Origin of the sequence: Pseudoalteromonas shioyasakiensis (assembly GCF_022398475.1) — a bacterium.
Taxonomy (GTDB): Bacteria; Pseudomonadota; Gammaproteobacteria; order Enterobacterales; family Alteromonadaceae; genus Pseudoalteromonas.
Window position 1 is genome coordinate 1 of the sequence record NZ_JAKEVM010000020.1, and the last position, 22,157, is coordinate 22,157.

The 22,157-nt window shown below is 42.8% G+C and carries 17 protein-coding genes and 1 other RNA gene; 8 read left to right on the forward strand and 10 right to left on the reverse strand.

Translation table 11 applies throughout. The features are described 5' to 3' along the window. The first annotated feature begins 132 nt into the window (after positions 1-132). Positions 133-1,107, forward strand: coding sequence for a transposase (locus tag L1D51_RS05900; RefSeq protein WP_239963192.1), 975 nt, complete (start codon positions 133-135; stop codon positions 1,105-1,107). Between the two features lie 442 nt (positions 1,108-1,549). On the opposite strand, the gene ffs is transcribed toward L1D51_RS05900, so the two are convergent. Both ffs and L1D51_RS05910 read right to left on the reverse strand, forming a co-directional pair. After that, positions 1,550-1,646: signal recognition particle sRNA small type (gene ffs / locus L1D51_RS05905), an RNA gene on the reverse strand. 136 nt (positions 1,647-1,782) lie between these two features. Further along, positions 1,783-2,646: a DUF3014 domain-containing protein gene (locus tag L1D51_RS05910; protein WP_239963193.1), complete on the reverse strand. Its 864-nt coding sequence runs from the start codon at positions 2,644-2,646 to the stop codon at positions 1,783-1,785. A gap of 134 nt (positions 2,647-2,780) precedes the next feature. Here L1D51_RS05910 and L1D51_RS05915 point away from each other — a divergent pair, with 134 nt between their 5' ends. Then, on the forward strand, positions 2,781-3,926 hold the full coding sequence (locus L1D51_RS05915) for a patatin-like phospholipase family protein (protein ID WP_054562027.1): 1,146 nt from the start codon (positions 2,781-2,783) through the stop codon (positions 3,924-3,926). A 7-nt stretch (positions 3,927-3,933) separates the two neighbouring features. Here L1D51_RS05915 and L1D51_RS05920 read toward each other — a convergent pair whose 3' ends face one another. Beyond that, positions 3,934-5,907 carry a monovalent cation:proton antiporter family protein gene (locus L1D51_RS05920; protein ID WP_239963194.1) on the reverse strand — a complete coding sequence of 658 codons (1,974 nt, stop codon included), beginning with the start codon at positions 5,905-5,907 and terminating at the stop codon, positions 3,934-3,936. A gap of 139 nt (positions 5,908-6,046) precedes the next feature. Between L1D51_RS05920 and L1D51_RS05925 the strand changes: the two genes are divergently transcribed. Next, positions 6,047-6,943 (forward strand): GGDEF domain-containing protein, encoded by an 897-nt coding sequence (locus L1D51_RS05925; RefSeq protein WP_054562029.1) that lies wholly within the window; start codon positions 6,047-6,049, stop codon positions 6,941-6,943. Between the two features lie 25 nt (positions 6,944-6,968). Here the strand turns inward: L1D51_RS05925 and L1D51_RS05930 are convergent, their stop codons facing one another. The 6 genes from L1D51_RS05930 to lpxB form a co-directional block, all read right to left on the reverse strand. Then, a complete protein-coding gene (locus L1D51_RS05930) occupies positions 6,969-7,313 on the reverse strand; it encodes a hypothetical protein (protein ID WP_054562030.1) in 345 nt (114 codons plus the stop codon). Next, positions 7,306-8,616 (reverse strand): tRNA lysidine(34) synthetase TilS, encoded by a 1,311-nt coding sequence (gene tilS, locus L1D51_RS05935; RefSeq protein ID WP_054562031.1) that lies wholly within the window; start codon positions 8,614-8,616, stop codon positions 7,306-7,308. Before tilS ends, L1D51_RS05930 begins: the two co-directional genes overlap by 8 nt. Positions 8,617-8,707: 91 nt before the next feature. Further along, positions 8,708-9,664 (reverse strand): acetyl-CoA carboxylase carboxyl transferase subunit alpha, encoded by a 957-nt coding sequence (accA, locus tag L1D51_RS05940; RefSeq protein ID WP_054553102.1) that lies wholly within the window; start codon positions 9,662-9,664, stop codon positions 8,708-8,710. A gap of 16 nt (positions 9,665-9,680) precedes the next feature. Continuing rightward, positions 9,681-13,172 carry a DNA polymerase III subunit alpha gene (gene dnaE / locus L1D51_RS05945; RefSeq protein ID WP_055021942.1) on the reverse strand — a complete coding sequence of 1,164 codons (3,492 nt, stop codon included), beginning with the start codon at positions 13,170-13,172 and terminating at the stop codon, positions 9,681-9,683. Beyond that, complete coding sequence (rnhB, locus tag L1D51_RS05950; protein WP_054562034.1) at positions 13,172-13,777, reverse strand: ribonuclease HII; 606 nt, start codon at positions 13,775-13,777, stop codon at positions 13,172-13,174. Before rnhB ends, dnaE begins: the two co-directional genes overlap by 1 nt. Further along, on the reverse strand, positions 13,767-14,924 hold the full coding sequence (gene lpxB / locus L1D51_RS05955) for a lipid-A-disaccharide synthase (RefSeq protein ID WP_054553105.1): 1,158 nt from the start codon (positions 14,922-14,924) through the stop codon (positions 13,767-13,769). The genes rnhB and lpxB overlap by 11 nt, the downstream gene beginning before the upstream one ends. Positions 14,925-15,346: 422 nt before the next feature. On the opposite strand from lpxB, the gene L1D51_RS05960 reads away from it, so the two are divergent. Genes L1D51_RS05960 through cydC form a run of 5 tightly spaced genes read left to right on the forward strand, consistent with a single transcriptional unit; the run spans position 15,347 to position 21,737 of the window. Continuing rightward, the gene (locus tag L1D51_RS05960) at positions 15,347-16,933 is read left to right on the forward strand and encodes a cytochrome ubiquinol oxidase subunit I (RefSeq protein ID WP_054562035.1); all 1,587 of its coding nucleotides are present in this window, start codon (positions 15,347-15,349) and stop codon (positions 16,931-16,933) included. Next, positions 16,930-18,069 (forward strand): cytochrome d ubiquinol oxidase subunit II, encoded by a 1,140-nt coding sequence (cydB, locus tag L1D51_RS05965; RefSeq protein ID WP_055021939.1) that lies wholly within the window; start codon positions 16,930-16,932, stop codon positions 18,067-18,069. The genes L1D51_RS05960 and cydB overlap by 4 nt, the downstream gene beginning before the upstream one ends. 12 nt (positions 18,070-18,081) lie before the next feature. Next, positions 18,082-18,234: a cytochrome bd-I oxidase subunit CydX gene (cydX, locus tag L1D51_RS05970; RefSeq protein ID WP_054553108.1), complete on the forward strand. Its 153-nt coding sequence runs from the start codon at positions 18,082-18,084 to the stop codon at positions 18,232-18,234. Next, positions 18,224-19,984 (forward strand): thiol reductant ABC exporter subunit CydD, encoded by a 1,761-nt coding sequence (gene cydD / locus L1D51_RS05975; RefSeq protein WP_239963195.1) that lies wholly within the window; start codon positions 18,224-18,226, stop codon positions 19,982-19,984. The genes cydX and cydD overlap by 11 nt, the downstream gene beginning before the upstream one ends. Then, positions 19,977-21,737: a thiol reductant ABC exporter subunit CydC gene (gene cydC, locus L1D51_RS05980; RefSeq protein WP_239963196.1), complete on the forward strand. Its 1,761-nt coding sequence runs from the start codon at positions 19,977-19,979 to the stop codon at positions 21,735-21,737. Before cydD ends, cydC begins: the two co-directional genes overlap by 8 nt. Here cydC and L1D51_RS05985 read toward each other — a convergent pair. Then, positions 21,734-22,102, reverse strand: a complete 369-nt coding sequence (locus tag L1D51_RS05985; protein ID WP_239963197.1) for a septal ring lytic transglycosylase RlpA family protein — start codon at positions 22,100-22,102, stop codon at positions 21,734-21,736. The genes cydC and L1D51_RS05985 overlap by 4 nt on opposite strands. Positions 22,103-22,157 lie beyond the last annotated feature (55 nt).

A 22,157-nucleotide genomic window follows, 5' to 3' on the forward strand; every position in this document is an offset into this window, starting at 1 on the left:
ATATTAATTTCTATTACTTCACAGAGTTAAACCTATGAAAAAATAACCTCTAACTAGACACCCAATTTAATATTTCTCACTTCTCATAATTATGACTAAACTTAAATTGTTCAACTCATGGAGGAGAAGAGCATGGCAACCCCACGTAGAAACTTGATTAGCGTTTCAAACACGCCTTATTACCATTGTATTTCACGCTGCGTTCGTCGCGCTTATTTGTGCGGAAAAGATCCACTAACGGGTCGTTCATATGAACATAGGCGCGATTGGGTTGAAAAGAAACTACTTCAACTTGGGCGAATATTTTGTATTGATATTTGCGCCTACGCTGTAATGAGTAATCACACTCATCTGGTTCTTCACATTGATATAGCAAAAGCTAAGCGTCTAAATAATAAAGCGATTCTTATTAGATGGCACAAATTATTCAAAAGTACATTCCTTTGCCAACGATTCTTAAATGGCGAATTGCTAACACAAACCGAGCTCGCTGCGGTTAATACCAGAATAAATATATATCGTGAGAGGCTCAGCAGCATTAGTTGGTTTATGCGCGTGCTTAATGAAAGTATTGCACGAAAAGCGAATCAAGAAGATGAATGCAAAGGACGGTTTTGGGAAGGTCGCTTTAAATCACAAGCTTTACTTGATGAAGCAGCACTTGCCGCTTGCCTCGCTTATGTAGATTTAAATCCTGTTAGAGCAAAAGCGGCTGATTTACCCGAGCAATCTGACTACACCAGTATTAAATCTAGAATTAATGCAGCTCAAAAGAATAAGCAACCGAAATCACTTATGCGCTTTGCAGGTAAACCACGAAAACATATGCCTAAGGGACTACCATTTGAGCTCAAGACATATCTGCAACTTGTAGATTGGACAGGCCGTTCAATACGAGAAAATAAGCCTGGGAAAATCACAGAAAATGCGTTACCAATACTTGAAAGACTAAATATTTGTACTGACAACTGGCTCACACTCACCACTTCCTTTACCCGCTCATTTAAAAATACTGCAGGTAAAGAACAAGCAATCACAGCTTATACAAATCATATGAAACGAAAACGAAGAAGCTCTATTAGCACTAGTCGCGCACTATTTTCCTAAGCCGAAGCTCGAAAATGTTTAAAGTAGCCTTACCCTTGGGCTAAGCTTGCCCAAAGTCAGGTACTGTTCAGGCAATGCCCTACAAAATCTTGTAAACATAACATTTTGATGTATAGATTAATTTAGTTAATTAATTTTGAGCGACTAAACTAGTTGCTCTTAGAGTTAGCTATTAAAAACTCCTACTATAGTGGGTGTCTTAATAGTTTTTATAACCTGTACCTGACTAACAGTGTCTCCTTCAAATCAATCATGTACATAAAAACGAAGTTCACATTTTTAATGTGTGTGTCTAATTAACTCTAAAGTGGATGTCTCGATAACTTAAAAAAACATACTTAAAGTTAAGTTTAATTAATACAGAATAAAAAAGAGTTCTAAAGAAAGGTTTAAAATGGAATTTAAATGAAGAAAGTCACCCAAAGGAGATTTTGGGTGGCAGTCTTACCAGCCGCATCTCGGCACACACGTCACACGCTGTGGCTGCTCCCTTCCGGGCCTGACCAGGTTCACCTGCTAGTGTTGCGAGAGGACCAATAAGACTACCATTGAGGGCCTTGTTTGGCGCGGGAGGGATTATCTCTACTTTTAGCCTGTTATTCAAGGGATATTCGAAAAAGAAAGTGCGATTGCATACTTGGTATACAATCGCACTGTCATTAAGGGGGTTATCGCTTACTTTTCAAGTTCAGCTTTGATGTTGCGCAGTGCTGCTTTCACTTTTTTCATATTTTCTGGGCCCATACGCAGTAATTGTTTTTGCGCATCAGGTAGGTTTTCCCACTCAGAGTAAGCATATTGATACGTAACTGAGTTGCGAACAAGTGGCATATCACCTTTTGGCTCTGGCGTATCAAGTAGTACGTCAATAGCCTCTTCTAGCGTGCCTGTGAATGCATCACCTTCGTAGCCAATTTCTGCATAAGCTTCGTTGATAAGTGGTTTGTATTCATCATACATACGAATTACTTGGGCCGCGCTCAGGCTGGTAAATAGTTTTACGTATGGCGTGTAGCGCTCATAACTATTTGGGTCGATTGTTAAAATGTCGCCCTCAATAACTTTAAATGACTCTTTAGGGCGCTCTACAGGTGCATGGCTTAATGCCACTTTACCTTTGGCGATGTTATCAACATACACAACACCACGGCGAATAAGATCGTCGGTCACCATTAAGCTCATCACTTGGTCAGTTAGTAACTCATCCATACGGGCAACAACCACTTCATCGCTTTCATTTAACGTTGGTAATGGTTCAACTTCTGGAACTGGCTCTGGAGTGCGCTCTGGAGCAGTGTCCACTACAACTGGTTCTGGCTCAGGCTCTGTCACTTCAGGCTCTGGTTCAGGCTCTTGGTACTCAACAACTGGCGCTTCTTCTGCAACAATATCTTCAACAACTTGCACTGGTTTATCTTCAGGCTTCAATAAAATAAACGCTGCCACACCAGCAACAAGAATAAGCACAACCACCGCGAAAATCAGGTTGTTATTTGATGAACCCTTTTGTACTTCAGGCTCTGACGAATGCTCTGACATAGACACTCCCTTAAAAATAAAACAGATAAAAATACGAAAAAACCATTTAGCCTTGAGCTAATCTTTGCTTCTTCTAGCTTAAAGACTTACAGTTGATAAATAAAGTAAAGACGCACAACTATTTAAATGCAACCATGAGCAGTAAGTTAAAAAAAACACAGCACTCTAAAATCGCTTTATTACTAACAGGTGGTGGCGCGCGAGCGGCTTATCAAGTTGGTGTGCTTAAAGCGATTACGCAAAGCATGCCTCGCACAGCACCGCTGCCCTTTACTATTATTAATGGGACATCAGCTGGCGCAATTAATTCCGCTGCATTAGCATGTTATGCATCGTGTGCGCATTTAGCATGCAAAAAACTTGAATGGGTGTGGAAGAATTTTTCGACTTCTCAGGTTTATAAAAGCGACTTTTTAAGTGTGTTTTTGCATATTACTCGCAACATGCTTACGAGTTTTCAATCTGAACATATTAATCACCCACCTGCGAGCTTGCTAAATAATAAGCCTCTTAGAAAGTTACTACACGAAATACTCGATTTATCGCGTATCGAACGAAATCTACATAAAAACTACCTAGATGCAGTATCGATTACCGCTTCGAGCTATACCACGGGTGACTCTGTGGCCTTTTTTCAGTCACTTACACAAAAGCCGTGGCGCAGAGCAAAGCGTGAGGGGCAAGCAACCCGCATTAATGTTGAGCACTTAATGGCATCGAGCGCTATTCCCATGGTGTTCCCGAGCGTGAATGTTTATAACCACTATTTTGGCGATGGCTCTATTCACCAACTTTCACCACTGAGTCCGTCGGTTCACTTAGGTGCTGAAAAAATCTTTATCATTGGTGTGGATGAGCCAAAAGAATTGCATCCGCCGGGTTATCAGCCTCATTACCCAGGCCTTTCTAATATTGCAGGTCACTTACTCGATAGCGTATTTACCGACACCCTACAGTCTGATTTAGAGCGTTTACAGCGTATCAATCGCACGCTGAGCCTGTTACCTGCCCGCGACAAACACCAAGAGTTAAAACAAATCGAAACATGCGTGATCAACCCATCGCAAAACTTTAATGCAATCGCAGCTCAGTTTTATGATGACATGCCTATGGCAATCAAACTGTTACTACGCATGATAGGCGTGAAGAAACGTTCGCAATCGAGTTTAACGAGCTACTTACTGTTTGAAAAACGTTATACCCAAAAGCTCATTGAAATTGGCTACCAAGATGGCCTTAAAAAGCTACCTGAAATTCGTAAATTCTTAGAGCTGGAGTAGCTAAAAGCTACTCCATACCATCGAGTAAAAACCTTTCTACCCGCTCTACTCGGCGAGGCTTGCCTTGTAACACTAAAATATCGCCTGCCAATAAAATAGTTTGTGATGAAGGTGCGTCAATTTCTCGGTCTTGTCGGCGCAGTGCTCTAACCGACACACGGCGCTGCTCAAGTTTAAGCTCACTAATTTTCTGATTAACCGCATAAGCGTGTTCTGGCAGAGCTATAACATGTAAATACTCAAGCCTATCTGAACTTGCCTCTTCGCCATCGAGTTTATCGCCAGTGAAAAAGCCATTTAAGAACTTATAACGATTACGCCGCTCTTTACTTACTCGGCGTATGATCCGTGTCATCGGCACGCCAGACATATACAGCACATGCGAAACCAGCATCAAACTTGCTTCGAGTGTTTCAGGCACCACCTCAGTAACACCAAGCTCTTTAAGCGTTTCCATTTCGGTATCATCTCGCATCCGTACCAGTATTTTCACGTCAGGGGCTATCTGCTTGATGGCATCAACAACAATCTGTGTTTGCTCAAAATCAGTAAAAGTAATAATGACTAGCCTTGCCCGCTCTACACCCGCTGATTTTAAAATATCTTTTTGATTTACATGGCCAAAAATAACTGGCTCGCCAGCCGCTTTTGCTTCTTGCAATAAGATGGGGTTGCTTTCAACCGCGACGTATTCAATAGCTTCTGGTTTTAAAAAGCGTGCTACGGTTTGCCCCACACGAGAAAAGCCACAAATCACAATATGATTTTGATACAAGGGGCTACTTGTCGCAGGCTGCTGCCAATACTGCCCTGCATGGCTTAAAAGGCCAAGTTTTTTAAGAATAAGCGGTGTTTTTTCAATAAGGTAAGGCGTTAGCGCCATTGAAAGTACGCCAACTGCTATTAAAAACGAAGCTTGCTCTGAGCTTATCAGCAAATGCTGCGAAGCAAGTGCAATTAACACAAAGCCAAATTCTCCCATTTGCCAAAGCATAATACCCGCCGATACCGCATCTTGCTTACGCTCCCCCATCACTTGCGCAGAAATTGCGAGAACTGCTATTTTAAATAGCAATAAACCAATTAATACAGCGATGATCCAGTACCAACTATGAAGTACATAAAGCACATCTAACTGCATACCGACGGTCACAAAGAATAGCCCCATCAAAATATCGCGAAACGGTCTAATATCGGCTTCTAGTTGGTGACGATAATGGCTTTCTCCTAACATCATGCCGGCTAAAAAGGCGCCTAACGCCATCGATAAACCAAATAGGTAAGTCAGGCCTGCGGCAAACAAGGCAACCAATAAAGTCGTTAGCATAAATAGCTCATCGGTTCTTACCAGCGCTATTTCGCTAAACACTTTAGGCAAAATCCATTTACCTATGCCGAACAATAAAATACACACTAAAGCGCCTTTAGTGAGTGCAAAAGCCAATGCTCCAGCAATTTCTTCAGAGCCACTTTGAGCCAGTAGAGGGTAAACAATTAGTAGAGGGACAACAGCAATATCTTGAAATAGCAACACCCCTATTGCCAACTGGCCGCGGCGCTGGTTTAAATCTCCAGACTCTTTAAGTAACTTAACCACTACCGCCGTTGAAGATAGCGCCATTAAACTGGCGATGGTAAAACTATTTAAAAGGCTGTGCTCTAACAGCAGTAAAATCAGCATAAATACAATACTGGTCACCACGACCTGTAAGGAGCCAAGGCCAAAAACAATATTTCGCATTGCCATTAAACGCGGCAACGAAAACTCAAGCCCTAAGCTAAACAGTAAAAATACAATGCCAAGTTCGGCAACAAAGTGCATTTCGTGGCTTTGCGCCATCCAGCCAATACCATGACTCCCCGCCAACACGCCGGTGGCAAGATAAGCAAGAATAGGTGGTAAACCAATTCGTTTGAAGAACCAAACAAATAATACGGCAGCGACGAGCAAGCCAAACACTTGAATCAGCACATTTTGCAAGCAATAAACTCCCTTCTACTTGATGATAAAGCTGTACCCTACCTTAAATATAGCAACCATCTGTTTTTCAGCCAGTTTAAAAATGTGGCACAAATCTCGCTAAGTATGAGTATCTAAACACTCCGGGGGGAGAATTATCATGGAAAATGTCCATATTTTGACGCAGCGGGTGTCTGCGCGAGGCGAGTTTCTGCCGTTTTCGGCAGAGCATTACCGAATAAATGAAACAAATAGTCCACACGATTTGGTCGCAAGATTACAAACTACGTTATCAATCGAAGAAATTTTGACAATTTTTGCCGAACACGCAAAACAACTGATCAATTTATCTGGATTACAGTTCCAATCTGCACTCGGAGTGTCACAAAGTGCTGGCAGCGATACCAGTCAAACACCGTACTCTTTTGATTTAGATATCGAAAGTGAACGCTTAGGGCAGTTAATTTATTTTAGCCAGTTCCCTATGGGTAAAGCGATTGAAGCAAAATTAAAACAGCTTCATACAGCACTTGTTTACCCATTACGTAATGCGCTTATGTATACCCGCGTATTACGTTTAGCGACTAAAGATGCGCTAACAGGCTTAAACAACCGTAGTCAATTTAATGACAGCTTGGCACAAAAGCTAGAACGTTGCCGCCGTCAGCATCGTCCATTTAGTTTAATGCTTCTTGATTTAGATAACTTTAAACAAGTTAACGATAACTTTGGTCATAAAATTGGCGATGATGTACTGCAAGAATTTGCTAATGTATTACGCACTAGCGTGCGTGGCACTGACTCAATTTTCCGCTTTGGTGGAGATGAATTTGCATTATTAATCGACGACCCTGAATTCACCACTAATAAGGTAATTGCTGATCGTATTATGAGTTTGGTTGCTAGCTCAGGGTTGATGGCTCAATATGATGTAACATCAAGCATTGGTTATACACTCGCCAATAACCAAGACTGCGAAAACGAAGTGTTTGCCCGTGCTGACAAAGGTCTTTACAAGGCAAAAGCTGCAGGAAGAAACTGCGCAAGAGCTTACTAATTGAGTAAAAGCCTAGCATCCCCCGCTAGGCTTTTTTGTTTATAAATTTATAACCAAGTAATACTAACCAAAAACCAGCGAAGAAGCCGCTTAATAAGTAAAGCAAGGCAGCCATGGTGGTAAGGGGCGATACCATCACTAAAGCCAACGGCGTAAGTACGCCCAGAATAAAGAAAATACCGCCTTTGCCTGACCAGTAACCTAACAGCAATAATGAGCAAACTAAGCCGCCAGCTAGTGCATAAAAAAGTGTATTTATTGTCAGCTCTGCATAAGCAAAACCGGCAACTACAGCTACTAGCACCGACAACGCAAAGCCAAGTGGTGCCTTATTAACTAGTGATAAACCAACATGTGGTTGTTCACTCATAGAGTGTCTCCCATAGAATTCCATCTTCAACACTGTGCTGCTCACTAATAAAGTAGCCAACTACTTGCACAAGTTGATCGTTATAAAAAATTAGTGGTGTCTGCGCACGTAACCAAGGAGCTACTTTGGCATCTTTAAACCAATGCTTTAAAGTATTTGAGCCGGGTTTATGCAAAGGCTTTATACGCGCTTGTGGCTTATTAAATTCAACCCTTACTTGCTCATCCGGCTTTGGTTGTCTAATACCCTTACCCGCTTTCACTATTAGTTTTCGGCCACCAATCAGTTCAACGCTTTGCAAAGCAATATCCATCGCCTCAGGTATTGCCTGCTCTTTCACAAAGTACCAATGTTGCTGATGCCGACGAACATCGCCGCTTTGCAAACAAATTTTTAACTGGGCATCAGTTTTTGCCGTTAAACCTTGCTCAATAATTTGCTGTAGCTGATTCTCTGAAGGTAGTTGATGGGTAAACTGATTCAGCCACGCACGTACAAGGTTTGCTTGTCTGGGCTTACTAAACCCCGCAATTGCATCGCAGCTTAAACCACCCTGTGAATTTTGGCAGTTTGTAAGGTCGCTTTGAGTATATTCATCGAGCAGTGATTGCTGCTTTTGTAACAGCCGAATACTGCGCGCTGCACTTTTTTCAAACCCTTGAAAACGCTCCGTTAAAATGGGCAGAACCTGATGACGTAAAAAATTGCGGTCAAAGCGCTCATCAACATTTGAATCATCGGTGATATGGGTAATAGCAAATTCACTGGCAAATTGTTCAATTTGCTCACGAGTGATATTAATCAGCGGTCTAAAACATACACGCCCAGACGCTAACAATCGCGTTTGTGGCATCGATGCTAAACCCTGCAAGCCAGAACCACGCTTTAGACGAAGTAAGAAGGTCTCAAGTTGATCATTTAAGTGCTGACCAAGCAGTATTACACTACCTGGTATACAGTTTTCGTCTAGTGCTTGGTAACGAGCCTCTCTTGCTTGTGCCTCAAGTGATGTACGCGAGCGCTCATAAATTTCAACGTGCACCGCTTTAAATGCGACATCGAGCTCTTCACACAGCGATTGGCAAAACCCCTGCCACTTATCAGCATACTTGCTCAAACCATGATTAACATACACAGCTTCAATTTTAAGTTCTGAGTGCTGCTGTTGAGCTTGTTTTATTAAATGTAACAATACAACCGAATCAACACCGCCAGATAAGGCAACGCTAAAGCTACTTTGCTGAGCGTTCAGTAAAGGCTGCAATTGTGCTAAAAAATGGTGGTATAGATCTGATGTTTGCATTTAAAACCAATGAGTATACAAGCGTCTTTGTTATCGGCATTATAAAACAAAAAAAGCCGCAAAAGCGGCTTTTTTCAATTTTAAGCTGTGTTTAGCAATAGCCAAACGACATTAAACGTTTGTAACGCTGATCAAGCATTTCATCTAGTGAAAGGCCTTGTAAGTCAGCTAGATCACGCTTAAGTTGGTTTTTAAGGTTACGCGCCATCGCATCGTAATTACGATGTGCGCCACCAAGTGGCTCATCAATTACGTTGTTGATTAAATCAAGCTCTTTAACACGTGCAGCTGTTACACCCATGGCTTCTGCTGCTAATGGTGCCTTGTCTGCGCTTTTCCATAAGATTGATGCACAACCTTCTGGCGAAATTACAGAGTAAGTGCTGTATTGCAACATGTTAACGCGGTCGCCCACACCAATTGCTAATGCACCACCAGAACCACCTTCACCGATAACAGTACAGATAGTTGGTACTTTTAACGCAGCCATCACTTTAAGGTTACGCGCAATAGCTTCACTTTGACCACGCTCTTCAGCGCCAACACCTGGGTATGCACCTGGAGTGTCGATAAATGTCATGATTGGCATTTTGAAACGCTCAGCCATTTCCATTAAGCGTAATGCTTTACGGTAACCTTCTGGCTTTGGCATACCAAAGTTGCGTTTAATTTTTTCAGCCGTGTCACGCCCTTTTTGTTGGCCAATAACCATCACTGGTTGACCTTCAAAACGTGCAACACCACCTAAAATAGCTGGATCGTTAGCAAAAGTACGGTCGCCTGCTAGTTCGTCAAATTCCGTGAAAATGCGCTCGATGTAATCACGAGTATAAGGACGCAACGGATGACGGGCTAACTGAGAAACCTGCCAAGCACCTAATTCAGAGAAAATTTTCTCTTTCATTTCAGCACTTTTCTCTTTTAATCGACTGACTTCCTCTTCTAATCCAAGGTCTAATTCGCCAGCGCGGCTTACATTTTGTAATTCTTCAATTTTTGCTTCTAATTCTGCGATTGGAAGCTCAAAATCAAGATAATTGAGGCTCATGCTCTAAACTACCTAATTAATTAAATTCTAGTTCTACATCTTGCGCCGCCATCAGCGATAACTTATGAAGCAAGTCATCACTCGGCGTAACACACCATTCGGTTCCTAAGGTAATCTCAGCCAACGCATCCGGACGTTGATAGAATACTTTAATAGGACAAGTACCAAACTTATAAGGTTCCAGTACTTTTTGTAAATTATCGAAGAAGTTCGCCTCGATCTGCACCATATTCAAGGTCATTTTAATCGCTTTTATACGTTTTTCTCGCGCCTCAGCGATGGTGCATATGTCTCTAGCGGTCATTGTAATGCCACCAGAGAAGTTATCAAAGCTGACCTGTCCAGATATTACCAAGATATTGTTTACTTGCAGCAAATCTTGGTACATTTCAAACTGTTCTGGGAATAAGCGTACATCAATACGGGCACTCTTGTCATCTAAAGTTACAAGACCCCATCGATTTCCCTTTTTGTTTATCAAGGTACGGGCAGAAATCACTAAGCCTGCAGCCGTTGACTGCACATCGCGGTTAGTGGGTTGTAAATCGACCAGCCTTCCTGATGTATAATGCTTTAACTCTTTACGATACTGATTAATTGGGTGGCCAGTTAAATACAGACCTAAAGTTTCTTTCTCACCATCTAGCCACTCATTGTCGGTTAAATCTGTGGCTTTGATAAATGCTTGTTCAACTTCATCTGGCTCTGTGGCAAGTAATCCAAATAAATCTGCCTGCCCTAATGACTCAGCCTTATGATGCTGATCGGCCGCTCGCATAGCATCTTTTAAGCTTGCTAATAAGGTTGCACGGCCAGGTTGGGTTTTATCTGGGCCAAGTTGATCGAGCGCTCCGGCATAAATGAGCTTTTCAACAACTCGCTTGTTTAAACGCTTTAAGTCAACACGGGCACAAAAATCAAATAAGTCCTTAAACGGGCCACCTTCGCTACGGGCTTCTAAAATAGCTTCAACAGGCGCCTCACCAACCCCTTTAATGGCACCGATACCGTAAACAATTTCACCTTGTAGATTAACCGTAAACTTGTACTCACCGGCATTTACATCTGGCGGTAACAAGGTCAGTTTCATGTTTTCACATTCATCTACCAAGGTAACAATTTTATCGGTGTTATCCATATCCGCCGACATTACCGCAGCCATAAACTCTGCTGGGTAGTGGGTTTTCATCCACAACGTTTGGTACGATACTAAGGCATAAGCAGCTGAGTGAGATTTGTTAAAACCATAACCTGCGAACTTCTCTACCAAGTCGAAGATTTTCATTGCAAGTTCGCCGTCAACTCCGTTATTAACAGCTCCTTCTTCGAAGGTTGAACGTTGCTTTGCCATCTCCTCTGGTTTTTTCTTACCCATCGCACGACGCAGCATGTCAGCGCCACCTAGCGTATAACCAGCCAGTACCTGCGCAATCTGCATTACCTGTTCTTGATAAAGAATGATACCGTAGGTCGGTTCTAGAATGGGTATCAAGCTATCGTGTTGCCACTGCACATCTGGGTAAGATAGCTCTTCGCGGCCATGCTTACGGTCGATAAAGTTATCTACCATGCCTGATTGCAATGGACCAGGGCGGAATAGTGCTACCAGTGCGATCATATCTTCGAAGCAGTCGGGCTTTAGACGACGAATAAGGTCTTTCATACCACGAGATTCTAACTGGAATACCGCGGTGGTTTCGGCGCGTAGCAATAACTCAATACTTGGCTTATCATCAAGTGGAATAGCGTTGATATCAACCGGCTCTTTACCCTCTCGGGCTAAGCGCTCGTTAGTCATATCAATTGCCCACTGCAAGATGGTAAGTGTTCTTAAACCTAAGAAGTCGAATTTAACTAAACCCGCCGTCTCAACGTCGTTTTTATCAAATTGCGTTACCGGGAATTTACCCTCATCATCACAATAAAGAGCAGCAAAGTCAGTGATAGTGGTTGGTGATATTACAACACCACCAGCGTGCTTACCGGCGTTACGTGTACAGCCTTCAAGGATGCGACACATATCAATAAGCTCTTTAACCTCTTCATCACCGTCGTAGGCTTCTTGTAAACGCGGCTCAACATCAAACGCTTTAGCCAAGGTCATGCCCGGATCGCCCGGTACTAGTTTAGAAATACGATCAACAAAGCCGTAAGGGTGACCAAGTACACGGCCTACGTCACGGATAACCGCTTTTGCAGCCATGGTACCAAAGGTAATGATCTGAGATACCGCGTCACGACCATAAAGTGCCGCTACGTGATCAATTACCTCATCACGCCTATCCATACAGAAATCGACGTCGAAATCGGGCATTGAGATACGTTCTGGGTTCAAGAAACGTTCGAATAGTAAGTCAAATTCAAGCGGATCAAGGTCGGTGATCTTCAGTGCATAAGCAACCAATGAACCAGCACCAGAACCACGCCCTGGACCTACCGGAATATTGTTATCTTTACTCCACTGAATGAACTCCATTACGATCAAGAAGTAACCCGGGAAACCCATTTGGTTGATTACGTCGAGCTCTATTTTCAGACGCTCATCATACTCGCCACGTTTCTCTTTACGCTCTTGCTCATCTGGGAATAAAAACTGTAAACGCTCTTCAAGGCCATCTTCAGAGACCTTAACCAAGAAGTCTTCAATTTTCAGCGAACCGGTTGGGTAATCTGGTAAGAAGTAAGTTCCTAGCTGCACGGTCACATTACAGCGCTTAGCAATTTCAACGGTGTTTTCTAACGCTTCAGGAATATCGCTAAATAGCTCAGCCATTTGCTCTGCTGTTTTAAGATATTGCTGCTCAGAAAAACGTTTTGGTCTACGTTTATCTTCTAAGGTGTAACCGTCATGGATTGCCACGCGTATTTCATGGGCTTCAAAGTTTTCTGGTTTTAAAAACACCACTTCGTTAGTTGCCACTACAGGTAACTGCTCTTTTGTAGCAAGCTCAACAGCTAGGTGTAAATAGTCTTCTTCTAAAGCACGTTCCGTACGAATAAGCTCAATGTAATAATGATCGCTAAAATGTTGCTTATAAAAGCTAACGACCGATTCAATAAGCCCAGGGTTACCTTTTAATAGGGCTTTACCTAAGTCGCCATCTTTAGCACCAGATAATAAAATTAGGCCTTTTTTGTGCTCCACCAGCCACTCACGGTCAACCACTGGGCGGTGAAATAAATGTCCGCGCTGGTATGCTTTAGAGATCAATAAAGTAAGGTTTTTATAACCTTCGTTATCTTTCGCTAAGATAGTAATTCGGCTAGGTTCATCTTCAAATTCAGGGCTTCTTAACCAAAAGTCTGCGCCGACAATAGGCTTAATACCAGCGCCATGGGCAGCGCCATAAAAACGCACCAAACCACATAAGTTCATCTGATCGGTGATAGCCAACGCAGGCATTTGCAGCTCTTCTGCTTTAGCGACAATTGGCTTAGTTTTAGCTAGGCCATCCACCATTGAGAAATCTGAGTGAACACGTAAGTGAACAAATTGTGGCGCAGGCATTACAGTTGCTCTCCTTTTAACGCCAAAATGCGCTGAACAGGTTTAAAGCTTTTACGATGCTCTGCAATAGCACCGTATTGTTCAAGTGCTGCAAAGTGTGCTTTAGTTGGGTAACCTTTATGGCCTGCAAAACCATAGTCAGGGTAACGCTTATCAAGCTCAATCATTTCTTCGTCACGAGCAACTTTCGCTAGAATAGATGCTGCCGAAATCTCTTCAACTAGGCTATCGCCTTTTACTACCGCCTGTGCTGGCACAGTTAATTGGCTAGGCACACGGTTACCATCAATAAAGACAAACTCAGGCTTTACGCTTAAGCCTTCAACCGCGCGGCTCATCGCGAGCATAGTGGCATGCAAAATATTTAACTCATCAATCTCGCTTGGACTACAACGACCAATAGCATAGCACAGGGCTTTTTCTTTTATTTCTGCAGCTAATAATTGACGTTTTTTGTCTGATAACTTTTTAGAATCTGCTAACCCTGCAATAGGCTTATTTGGGTCCAATATTACCGCAGCGGTAACAACATCACCCACTAATGGACCACGGCCAACTTCATCTACACCAGCAATATAATTAACATTCGGTCGTTCAATTTGCATTTAGTAACTCCGCGACTGCCGCTGCAGCTTGTTCATTGGCATTTAATCTAATGTTTTTATGTATGGCTAAAAAGCGCGCTTTTAGTTCGCTGTTATCGGTATTCAACATAGGTGTTAGCGCAGCCGATAGGTTTTCAACATTACATTCAGTTTGTAAGTATTCTGGAACGAGTTCTTCATCGGCTAATAAATTAGGCAACGAGAAATACTTAATGTTAAAAGTAAATAAGGTTTTGAAAATCCAGTAACTCAGTGGCTTAATTTTGTAGCCCACAACCATCGGCTTTTTGTACAGCATACCTTCAAGCGTTGCGGTTCCTGAGGCAAGTAAAATGGCATCAGCCGCTTGCATTGCAAGGTTTGACTGACCATCCAATAATTGCAGTTTTAGATCAGGGGCTGTTTTTTCTAAAATTTCACAAAACTGTGCTTTTCGTTTTTCATTGACTAACGGAACCACAATTTTAAGGTCAGGGTTTTGCGCTTGCAATTTAGCCGCTGTTTCAATGTAGGTTTCGCTTAAAAGCCCTACTTCAGAACCTCGGCTACCTGGTAACAACGCAAGTACTTTATCAGTTTGTGCTAAACCTAGTTGGTTACGAGCCTCGGTTTGGTCGTGCTCAAGGGCAATATCATCAGCCAAAGTATGACCCACAAAGGTACAAGGTACATCGTGCTTATCGTAAAAGGCTTTTTCGAACGGTAATAATGCCAGCACTAAATTAGTGGCGGCACTGATTTTATGAATACGTTTTTCGCGCCACGCCCACACTGATGGGCTAACATATTGTACTGTTTTAATACCCGCCTCTTTTAACGGTTTTTCGACACGTAAGTTAAAGTCAGGGGCATCGATACCAATAAATACATCTGGTGGGTTGTCGATAAAATGCTGCACCAATTGTTTGCGTATTTTTAGTAGGCGCGGTAATCGGCCTAGTACTTCAACTAGGCCCATTACAGATAATTCGTCCATATCGAATAATGTTTTACAGCCAGCCGCTTGCATACGCGGGCCTGCAATCCCTTCAAATATGGCATCCGGAAAACGGCGTTTAAGTGCTTTTACTAGCCCTTCACCTAAAATATCACCTGATAACTCACCTGCCACCAAGGCAATACGTAACGGCTTTGTTTGTTCTTTCATTCGTTGATAATTCGCAACTTTTGGCACTAATAAAAACGAGTTTACCGTGTTTTAGCAGTCGGATAAATGTCACAGAGTTAATAAATACTAGAAATCGAAATTAGCCTGCCTACTTGCTCATTGGTTGAGCATTTATTTGCGCGTGTAGCCTGCAGGTTTACTCGCTACTATCTAAAAAGAGCTTAAAAAAGAATAAAATAAGCCATAGCAAAACGGCTTTTTATAACGATTAAATATTTGAAACTTTAGAGCTTTATCTCTAATCTGTAGAAAAGGTGAGCAGGATTAATTCATCTTTATTTCGTATTTTCCTATTGACTAAAATGAATACAGGTTTAATATTTGCAAAGTTTCAATAATTACTGAAACTTCATAATCAATATTTGTCGTGTCTACCGCACCCGCTAACAAGGAGCTAAACAATGATAGATGAAACATTTGTGGATCTATCGCGATTGCAATTTGCAATCACTGCCCTATTTCACTTCCTATTTGTTCCCCTTACCTTAGGTATGACGTGGATTTTAGTGATCATGGAATCCGTTTACGTGATGACAGGTCGCGAAATTTATCGTGATATGACTAAGTTCTGGGGTAAGTTGTTTGGTATTAACTTTGCGATTGGTGTGGCAACAGGTCTAACCATGGAGTTTGAGTTTGGTACCAACTGGTCTTATTACTCTCACTATGTGGGCGATATATTTGGCGCACCGCTAGCGATTGAAGGCTTAATGGCTTTCTTCTTAGAATCAACCTTTGTCGGTATGTTCTTTTTAGGCTGGGAGCGTTTGAGTAAACGTCAGCATCTAGGTGCTACCTTCTTAATGGCTTTAGGGACTAACTTATCTGCGTTATGGATTTTAGTAGCAAATGGTTGGATGCAAAACCCAGTAGGTGCTGAATTTAACTACCAAACCATGCGCATGGAAATGACTAGCTTTGCTGAATTGGTATTTAACCCAGTCGCACAGGTTAAGTTTATTCATACCGTATCAGCAGGTTATGTTGCAGCATCTATGTTTGTACTTGGTATTAGTAGCTGGTACATCTTAAAAGGTCGCGACCTTGCTTTTGCTAAGCGTTCGTTCTCGGTTGCTTCAGGGTTTGGTTTAGCGTCTATTCTTTGTGTTATTTTACTTGGTGATGAATCTGGCTACGAAGTTGGCGAGGTGCAAAAAGTCAAACTCGCAACCATTGAAGCTGAGTGGCATACCGAAGAAGCCCCTGCCGCATTTACTTTGGTTGGTATTCCTGACTCAGAAGAACAAGTCACCCACGCCGCTGTAAAAATCCCCTATGCACTGGGTATCATTGCGACTCGCTCTATCGACGAGCAAGTAACGGGTATTAAAGACCTTGAAGAGCAGCACGAAGTACGTATTCGCAATGGCATGATTGCATACGAATACTTAGAAAAGCTTCGTGGCGGTGAAGACACACCAGAAAACATTGCAAAGTTCGATACCTTAAAAGACGACCTTGGCTATGGTCTGCTACTTAAGCGCTATACCCCTAACGTGGTAGATGCAACAGAAGAGCACATTCAAAAAGCAGTGAAAGACTCAATCCCTCAAGTCGGCCCTATGTTCTGGTCATTTAGAATCATGGTTGGCTGTGGCGTGATCATGCTTGGTGTATTCGTCCTTGCATTTTATTACAACGCACACCGCATTATTGAGCAAAAGCGCTGGTTATTATGGGCTGCGGTATGGAGTATTCCTCTGCCTTGGATTGCCATTGAATTTGGTTGGATTGTTGCGGAGTACGGCCGCCAACCGTGGGCAATTTCGGAAATTTTACCGACCTTCTTGGCAACCTCGTCACTCACGGTGAATGACTTATTGATTAGTATTACTGGTTTCTTAGTTTTCTATACAGGTCTTGCTGCTGTAGAAGGCTGGCTGATGCTTCGCTTTATTAAACAAGGCCCAAGCTCACTTCATACCGGTAAATATCACCATGAACTTGCTAAAGCGGATTCACTTGCAAGCCAAGGAGCTCAGTCATGATTTTTGATTACGAAACACTAAAACTAATCTGGTGGCTGTTAATTGGTGTCTTACTAATTGGCTTTGCAGTGACCGATGGCATGGATATGGGTGTGGCAATTTTGCTTCGCCTAGTTGGTAAAACCGATGTTGAACGCCGTACAGTTATTAACACCATTGGTGCTCACTGGGATGGTAACCAAGTTTGGTTCATAACCGCTGGGGGCGCACTGTTTGCGGCTTGGCCTATGGTTTACGCGGCCGCTTTCTCTGGCTTTTACTTTGCTATGATGCTGGTGTTATTTGCGTTATTTTTCAGACCGCTTGGTTTTGATTATCGCTCAAAAATAGATTCACCACGTTGGCGTAATAACTGGGATTGGGGCCTATTTGCTGGCAGCTTTATTCCTGCTTTAGTATTTGGTGTGGCATTTGGTAACTTATTACTGGGCGTGCCTTATCATATCGACGACCTACTGCGTGTCAGTTATCAAGGTTCATTCTTTGCGTTATTAAACCCATTTGCCATTGTAGTTGGCTTAGTGAGTGTACTGATGCTGGTTGGTCACGCTGGTATGTGGTTACAACTTCGTACTGATGCAGAGGTTGCTAAACGCTCAGCACAATATGGTCAATATGCACTGATGGCGTTTATTGTATTGTTTGCCTTAGCTGGTGTGTGGGTATCACAAATTGACGGTTATAAAATCGTTAGCATGGGCGATACTCAAGGGTTTGCAAACCCGCTTGCTAAAACAGTAACGCAGGCACCGGGTGCATGGCTTGATAACTATACAAAAATGCCATTAACCATGCTGTTCCCTGCCCTAGCATTCGTGATGGCGGCACTGGCAATTGTATTATCTAAATTACAAAAACCAGCAATGGCATTGGCTGCGTCAAGCTTAATGCTTGCAGGTGTGATTTTAACAGCGGGTATGTCAATGTTTCCGTTTGTGATGCCTTCGAGCAACAACCCAAATATTAGTTTAACTATGTGGGATGCGGTTTCGAGCCATATGACACTTAACGTGATGTTTATCGCTGCGGTTATTTTTGTACCACTTATTCTTATCTACACAACATGGTGTTATGTGAAGATGTGGCGCAAAGTAACGATTAGTGAAATTGAAAACAACACTCACGGTAGCTATTAAGGAGATTTAAATATGTGGTATTTTGCCTGGATTTTAGGTGTTCTATTAGCCTGTACACTTGGGGTGATCAACGTAATGTGGTACGAATTTCACCAACATAAAGATTCGATTGCTGATGATGAGCTAGAGCTGTACGCGAGACTCAAAAACACCGATGACAACTAAACCCCGACCAAATCGCGCGCAGCAGCAAACGCTGCGCGCTTTTTTAAAGCAGTATAGCCAGTCCGCTTCAGGGCTTCTTAAATTAAGCATTAGTTTGGGCACACTCAACGCCCTATTAATGATTGCCTCTTGTTATCTTCTTGCAAACGCGGCTCATCAAGTCATGTTTGAACAAGCAAACTTGCAAGCCGTAAGCCCATTATTATGGCCGCTGGCAGGGCTAATTTTAGTTCGTGCTTTGTTGGTTGCCCTAAGTGAACGGGTGAGTAACCTCGCCGCGTTAAAGATAAAAAACGTGATGCGTAATACACTGCTAGAAAAGCTCAGCAAACTTGGGCCAGCCTACAGTGAACAAAAAGGTCACGGCGCAACACTTAACACCTTACATAATGGGGTGGAAGCACTGCATCAATATTACGCAAACTACATTCCGAGTGTGGCTTACAGCGCGCTTATTCCATTAGCGATATTGGTGGTGATTTTTCCAACCGATTACAAAGCAGGCCTCATCTTCCTTTTAACAGCGCCACTTATCCCCTTTTTTATGATTTTAGTGGGCCATAAAGCAGAGCAATTAAACCAAGAACGCTGGCAACAACTGGCGGTACTTGGTAATTACTTTTTTGACCGATTACAAGGCCTGACTCAACTCAAGCTCTTCAATGCAACCAAGCGTGAGCTAAATAGCATCAGTCAGATTTCTGATGATTACCGTGGAGCAACCATGGGTGTATTGAAAGTCGCCTTTTTATCGTCTTTCGCCCTTGAGTTTTTAGCCACCATTAGTGTGGCCCTTGTTGCTGTGATCATTGGCTTTAGATTATTTTTTGGTACGCTCGATTTTGCCACTGGATTTGTGGTGTTACTACTGGCCCCTGAGTTTTACTTACCACTTAGACAAATGGGTACTCACTATCATGCAAAACTTGAAGGGATCAGCGCCGCTGCTGATATGGTCGACATAATCAATCAAAGCGACGCTGATGAACATGTCGGGTCATCTAAGCTTGAGTTACCGATAAAAGATATACAGCTGAGTGCGCTTACCTTTCACTATCCTGAAACAAACGAAGGGGTAACTGATATCAACTTAAGCTTACCAAGCTCAGGCTTAATTGCCTTTGTGGGTGAAAGTGGTTCGGGTAAAAGTACCTTGTTTGATTGCCTATTGGGTTTTCATCATCAGGCCAATAGTGCCATTAGCATTAACGAGCAACCACTGAGTGATACTGCATTAGCTGATTGGCAAGCACAGCTGGCATGGATCCCACAGCAAGCCACGTTATTTTATCGAACCGTTGCAGACAACCTGCGTTTAGCTAAACCCGATGCAAGCCAAGCAGAGCTCGATGAAGCAGCAAGTAAAGCAGGTGCACTTGAGTTTATTACTGCACTACCTGATGGCTTTGATACCTTGCTCGGTGAACAAGGAGAAGGCCTCTCTGGAGGGCAAAAACAGCGCATAGCCCTTGCCCGTGCATTTTTGAAGAATGCCCCAGTGCTGATGTTAGATGAGCCTACCGCTCACTTAGACAGCCAAACAGAGCATGTAATCAACCAAGCAATCCGCGATTATGCAAAAGACCATTTAGTACTGGTTATTGCTCACCGACTGAATACGGTAAAACACGCCGATAATATTTACGTTATGCAACAAGGTCACATTGTTGAATCTGGTCAGTACCAGCAACTGACTGAGCAAGCAGGCCTATTTGCTAAACTTGTGAGCCAAGGTGACACCCATGCATAACTTTATACGTCTATTAAAACTGTGCAAACCTCATACTGGCATGTTGCTTTTAGGGGCTTTTTTAGCAAGCTTAACGGTACTCGCTAATGTGGGCTTGCTCGCTATATCTGGGTGGTTTTTAGCAGCCATGGCAGCGGCGGGCATTGCTGGTGTGCAGATGAATTACTTTACCCCTGCTGGAGTGATCCGCTTTTTAGCTATCGTGCGCACAGCGTCTCGTTACGGTGAGCGGATGATAACTCATAATGCTACCTTTTTATTGCTGAGCGAAATTCGCGTAAACATGTTCAAGACTCTGAGCCAACTGAACAACGTTGACTTAGCAATGAGTCGTAGTAGCGATTTATTTAACCGGCTACAGAATGATGTCGATGCGCTGGATAAATTCTACCTCAATGTGCTGCTGCCGATTATTGTCGCCTTGATCAGCATTCCTATAGTAATGGCCTTCATGGCCATGTATAACGCTGAGGTCGCATTAGTTTGCTTTACTTCACTGATGATTATTGGCGTGCTGCTTCCCGTATTGTTAAGCCATAAGCTTCATCAACAAGCGGATACTGAAACCCAACTTTCAGCCGAGTTAAGAGCTGAACTTGCCGATACACTATCAGGTGCCAGAGAGCTTGCTGTCTATCAAGCACAGGCGGCGCAATTAGCGCATTGTGACTCACTCAGTAAACAATACAACAACCAGCTCTATAATCGCCACAAAGCCGTGGCAAATAGTAATGGTTTAAGCACTTTGGTGATTCAACTTACCATGCTGGCCAGTGTATTTATGATAATTCCACTGGTTGCAATGGGGACTATGAAAAACGTTGAACTGGCGATGCTCGCGTTATTTGTATTAGCAAGCTTTGAAACCGTGCTCACCCTGCCTACGGCATTTATTGAATTGCCGCTTACTTTAAGTGCCGCAAAGCGACTGTTTGATCTTGAAGATAAACACAGCAGCTTAGCCGAAAAGCCAAACAACCTAGATGATCAGCTAGCAAACCAATTAGCTGACAAATCAGGGCTTGGTCTTGAGCTAAGCGAGGTCAATTACCAATACTTGGGGGCAAAAAGTAAAGCCCTTAGCAATATCAATTTTGCGATTACACCCGGCAGTAAAGTTGCCCTAGTCGGTGCCAGTGGCAGTGGCAAAACCACCCTAGTTAACTTACTCACGGGCCTTTGGCCGCTGCAATCAGGCTCATTAAAGCTCACCACCAAACAAGATAGCTTTGAACTTGAAAGCTTGAGCACTGCAACACGCTTTAAGCAGCTAACGATAGTTGCCCAGCAGCATCATATTTTTGATGGCACGCTACGTGAAAACCTTCGCTATGCAGCTTTTGATGCGACAGATGAGAGGCTTATTGAGGCCTGTGAACAAGCTGAACTTGGCTCTTGGCTTAGTAACTTAAAAGATGGGCTAAACACTCGTTTAGGAACCGCAGGCAGAAAGCTTTCTCATGGTCAGTCACGTCGTATTGCTATTGCCCAAGCTCTATTAAGGCAAGGTAATTTAATCATTCTTGATGAACCAACAGAGAGCTTAGATAATCACACTAAGCAAAACTTGCTGACTACAGTTGAGAGAATATGGGCAAATAAAACTATGCTGACCATTACCCATGACCCTGCAATGCTAAGTCGTGTTGATAAGGTTATTTGGTTAGAGCAAGGACAAGTAAGAGCCTTTGCGAGTCATGCTGAATTAGTGGCGAATGAAGCCGACTACGTAGAGCTTATTACCCGTTTTTAATCGAGCTGCTCAACGGTGACGTCAATCACACCTTGCTTGACTGAGGCAATTTTTGAAAACGCCTTTTTTGATAAGTCGATAATACGACCGCGGATAAATGGGCCGCGGTCATTAATAGTAACAATCACGCTTTTATTATTACTAAGATTAGTAACTTTTACCCTGCTTCCAAAACCAAGCGTTTGATGAGCCGCGCTCAATGCCCGTTGATTAAACACCTCACCACTTGCTGTCGTTCGGCCATGATATTTATCAGCGTAATAACTGGCTTTGCCTTTTTCTATTGCTCCTTTAGATACCGAAGGCACACTACTACAACCAGTTATAATTAAGCTTAATAATGCAAAAACGATGAGTTTGTTCATATTAGTAGATCCTTTTTTGCCGTGAAGATAGCAAGCACTGACTTAGCAAAACCTG

Coding starts and splice junctions, on each gene's coding strand:
- L1D51_RS05900 (WP_239963192.1), top strand. CDS start 133: ATGGCAACCCCACGTAGAAACTTGATTAGCGTTTCAAACACGCCTTAT.
- L1D51_RS05910 (WP_239963193.1), bottom strand. CDS start 2,646: ATGTCAGAGCATTCGTCAGAGCCTGAAGTACAAAAGGGTTCATCAAAT.
- L1D51_RS05915 (WP_054562027.1), top strand. CDS start 2,781: ATGAGCAGTAAGTTAAAAAAAACACAGCACTCTAAAATCGCTTTATTA.
- L1D51_RS05925 (WP_054562029.1), top strand. CDS start 6,047: ATGGAAAATGTCCATATTTTGACGCAGCGGGTGTCTGCGCGAGGCGAG.
- L1D51_RS05930 (WP_054562030.1), bottom strand. CDS start 7,313: ATGAGTGAACAACCACATGTTGGTTTATCACTAGTTAATAAGGCACCA.
- tilS (WP_054562031.1), bottom strand. CDS start 8,616: ATGCAAACATCAGATCTATACCACCATTTTTTAGCACAATTGCAGCCT.
- accA (WP_054553102.1), bottom strand. CDS start 9,664: ATGAGCCTCAATTATCTTGATTTTGAGCTTCCAATCGCAGAATTAGAA.
- dnaE (WP_055021942.1), bottom strand. CDS start 13,172: ATGCCTGCGCCACAATTTGTTCACTTACGTGTTCACTCAGATTTCTCA.
- rnhB (WP_054562034.1), bottom strand. CDS start 13,777: ATGCAAATTGAACGACCGAATGTTAATTATATTGCTGGTGTAGATGAA.
- lpxB (WP_054553105.1), bottom strand. CDS start 14,924: ATGAAAGAACAAACAAAGCCGTTACGTATTGCCTTGGTGGCAGGTGAG.
- L1D51_RS05960 (WP_054562035.1), top strand. CDS start 15,347: ATGATAGATGAAACATTTGTGGATCTATCGCGATTGCAATTTGCAATC.
- cydB (WP_055021939.1), top strand. CDS start 16,930: ATGATTTTTGATTACGAAACACTAAAACTAATCTGGTGGCTGTTAATT.
- cydX (WP_054553108.1), top strand. CDS start 18,082: ATGTGGTATTTTGCCTGGATTTTAGGTGTTCTATTAGCCTGTACACTT.
- cydD (WP_239963195.1), top strand. CDS start 18,224: ATGACAACTAAACCCCGACCAAATCGCGCGCAGCAGCAAACGCTGCGC.
- cydC (WP_239963196.1), top strand. CDS start 19,977: ATGCATAACTTTATACGTCTATTAAAACTGTGCAAACCTCATACTGGC.
- L1D51_RS05985 (WP_239963197.1), bottom strand. CDS start 22,102: ATGAACAAACTCATCGTTTTTGCATTATTAAGCTTAATTATAACTGGT.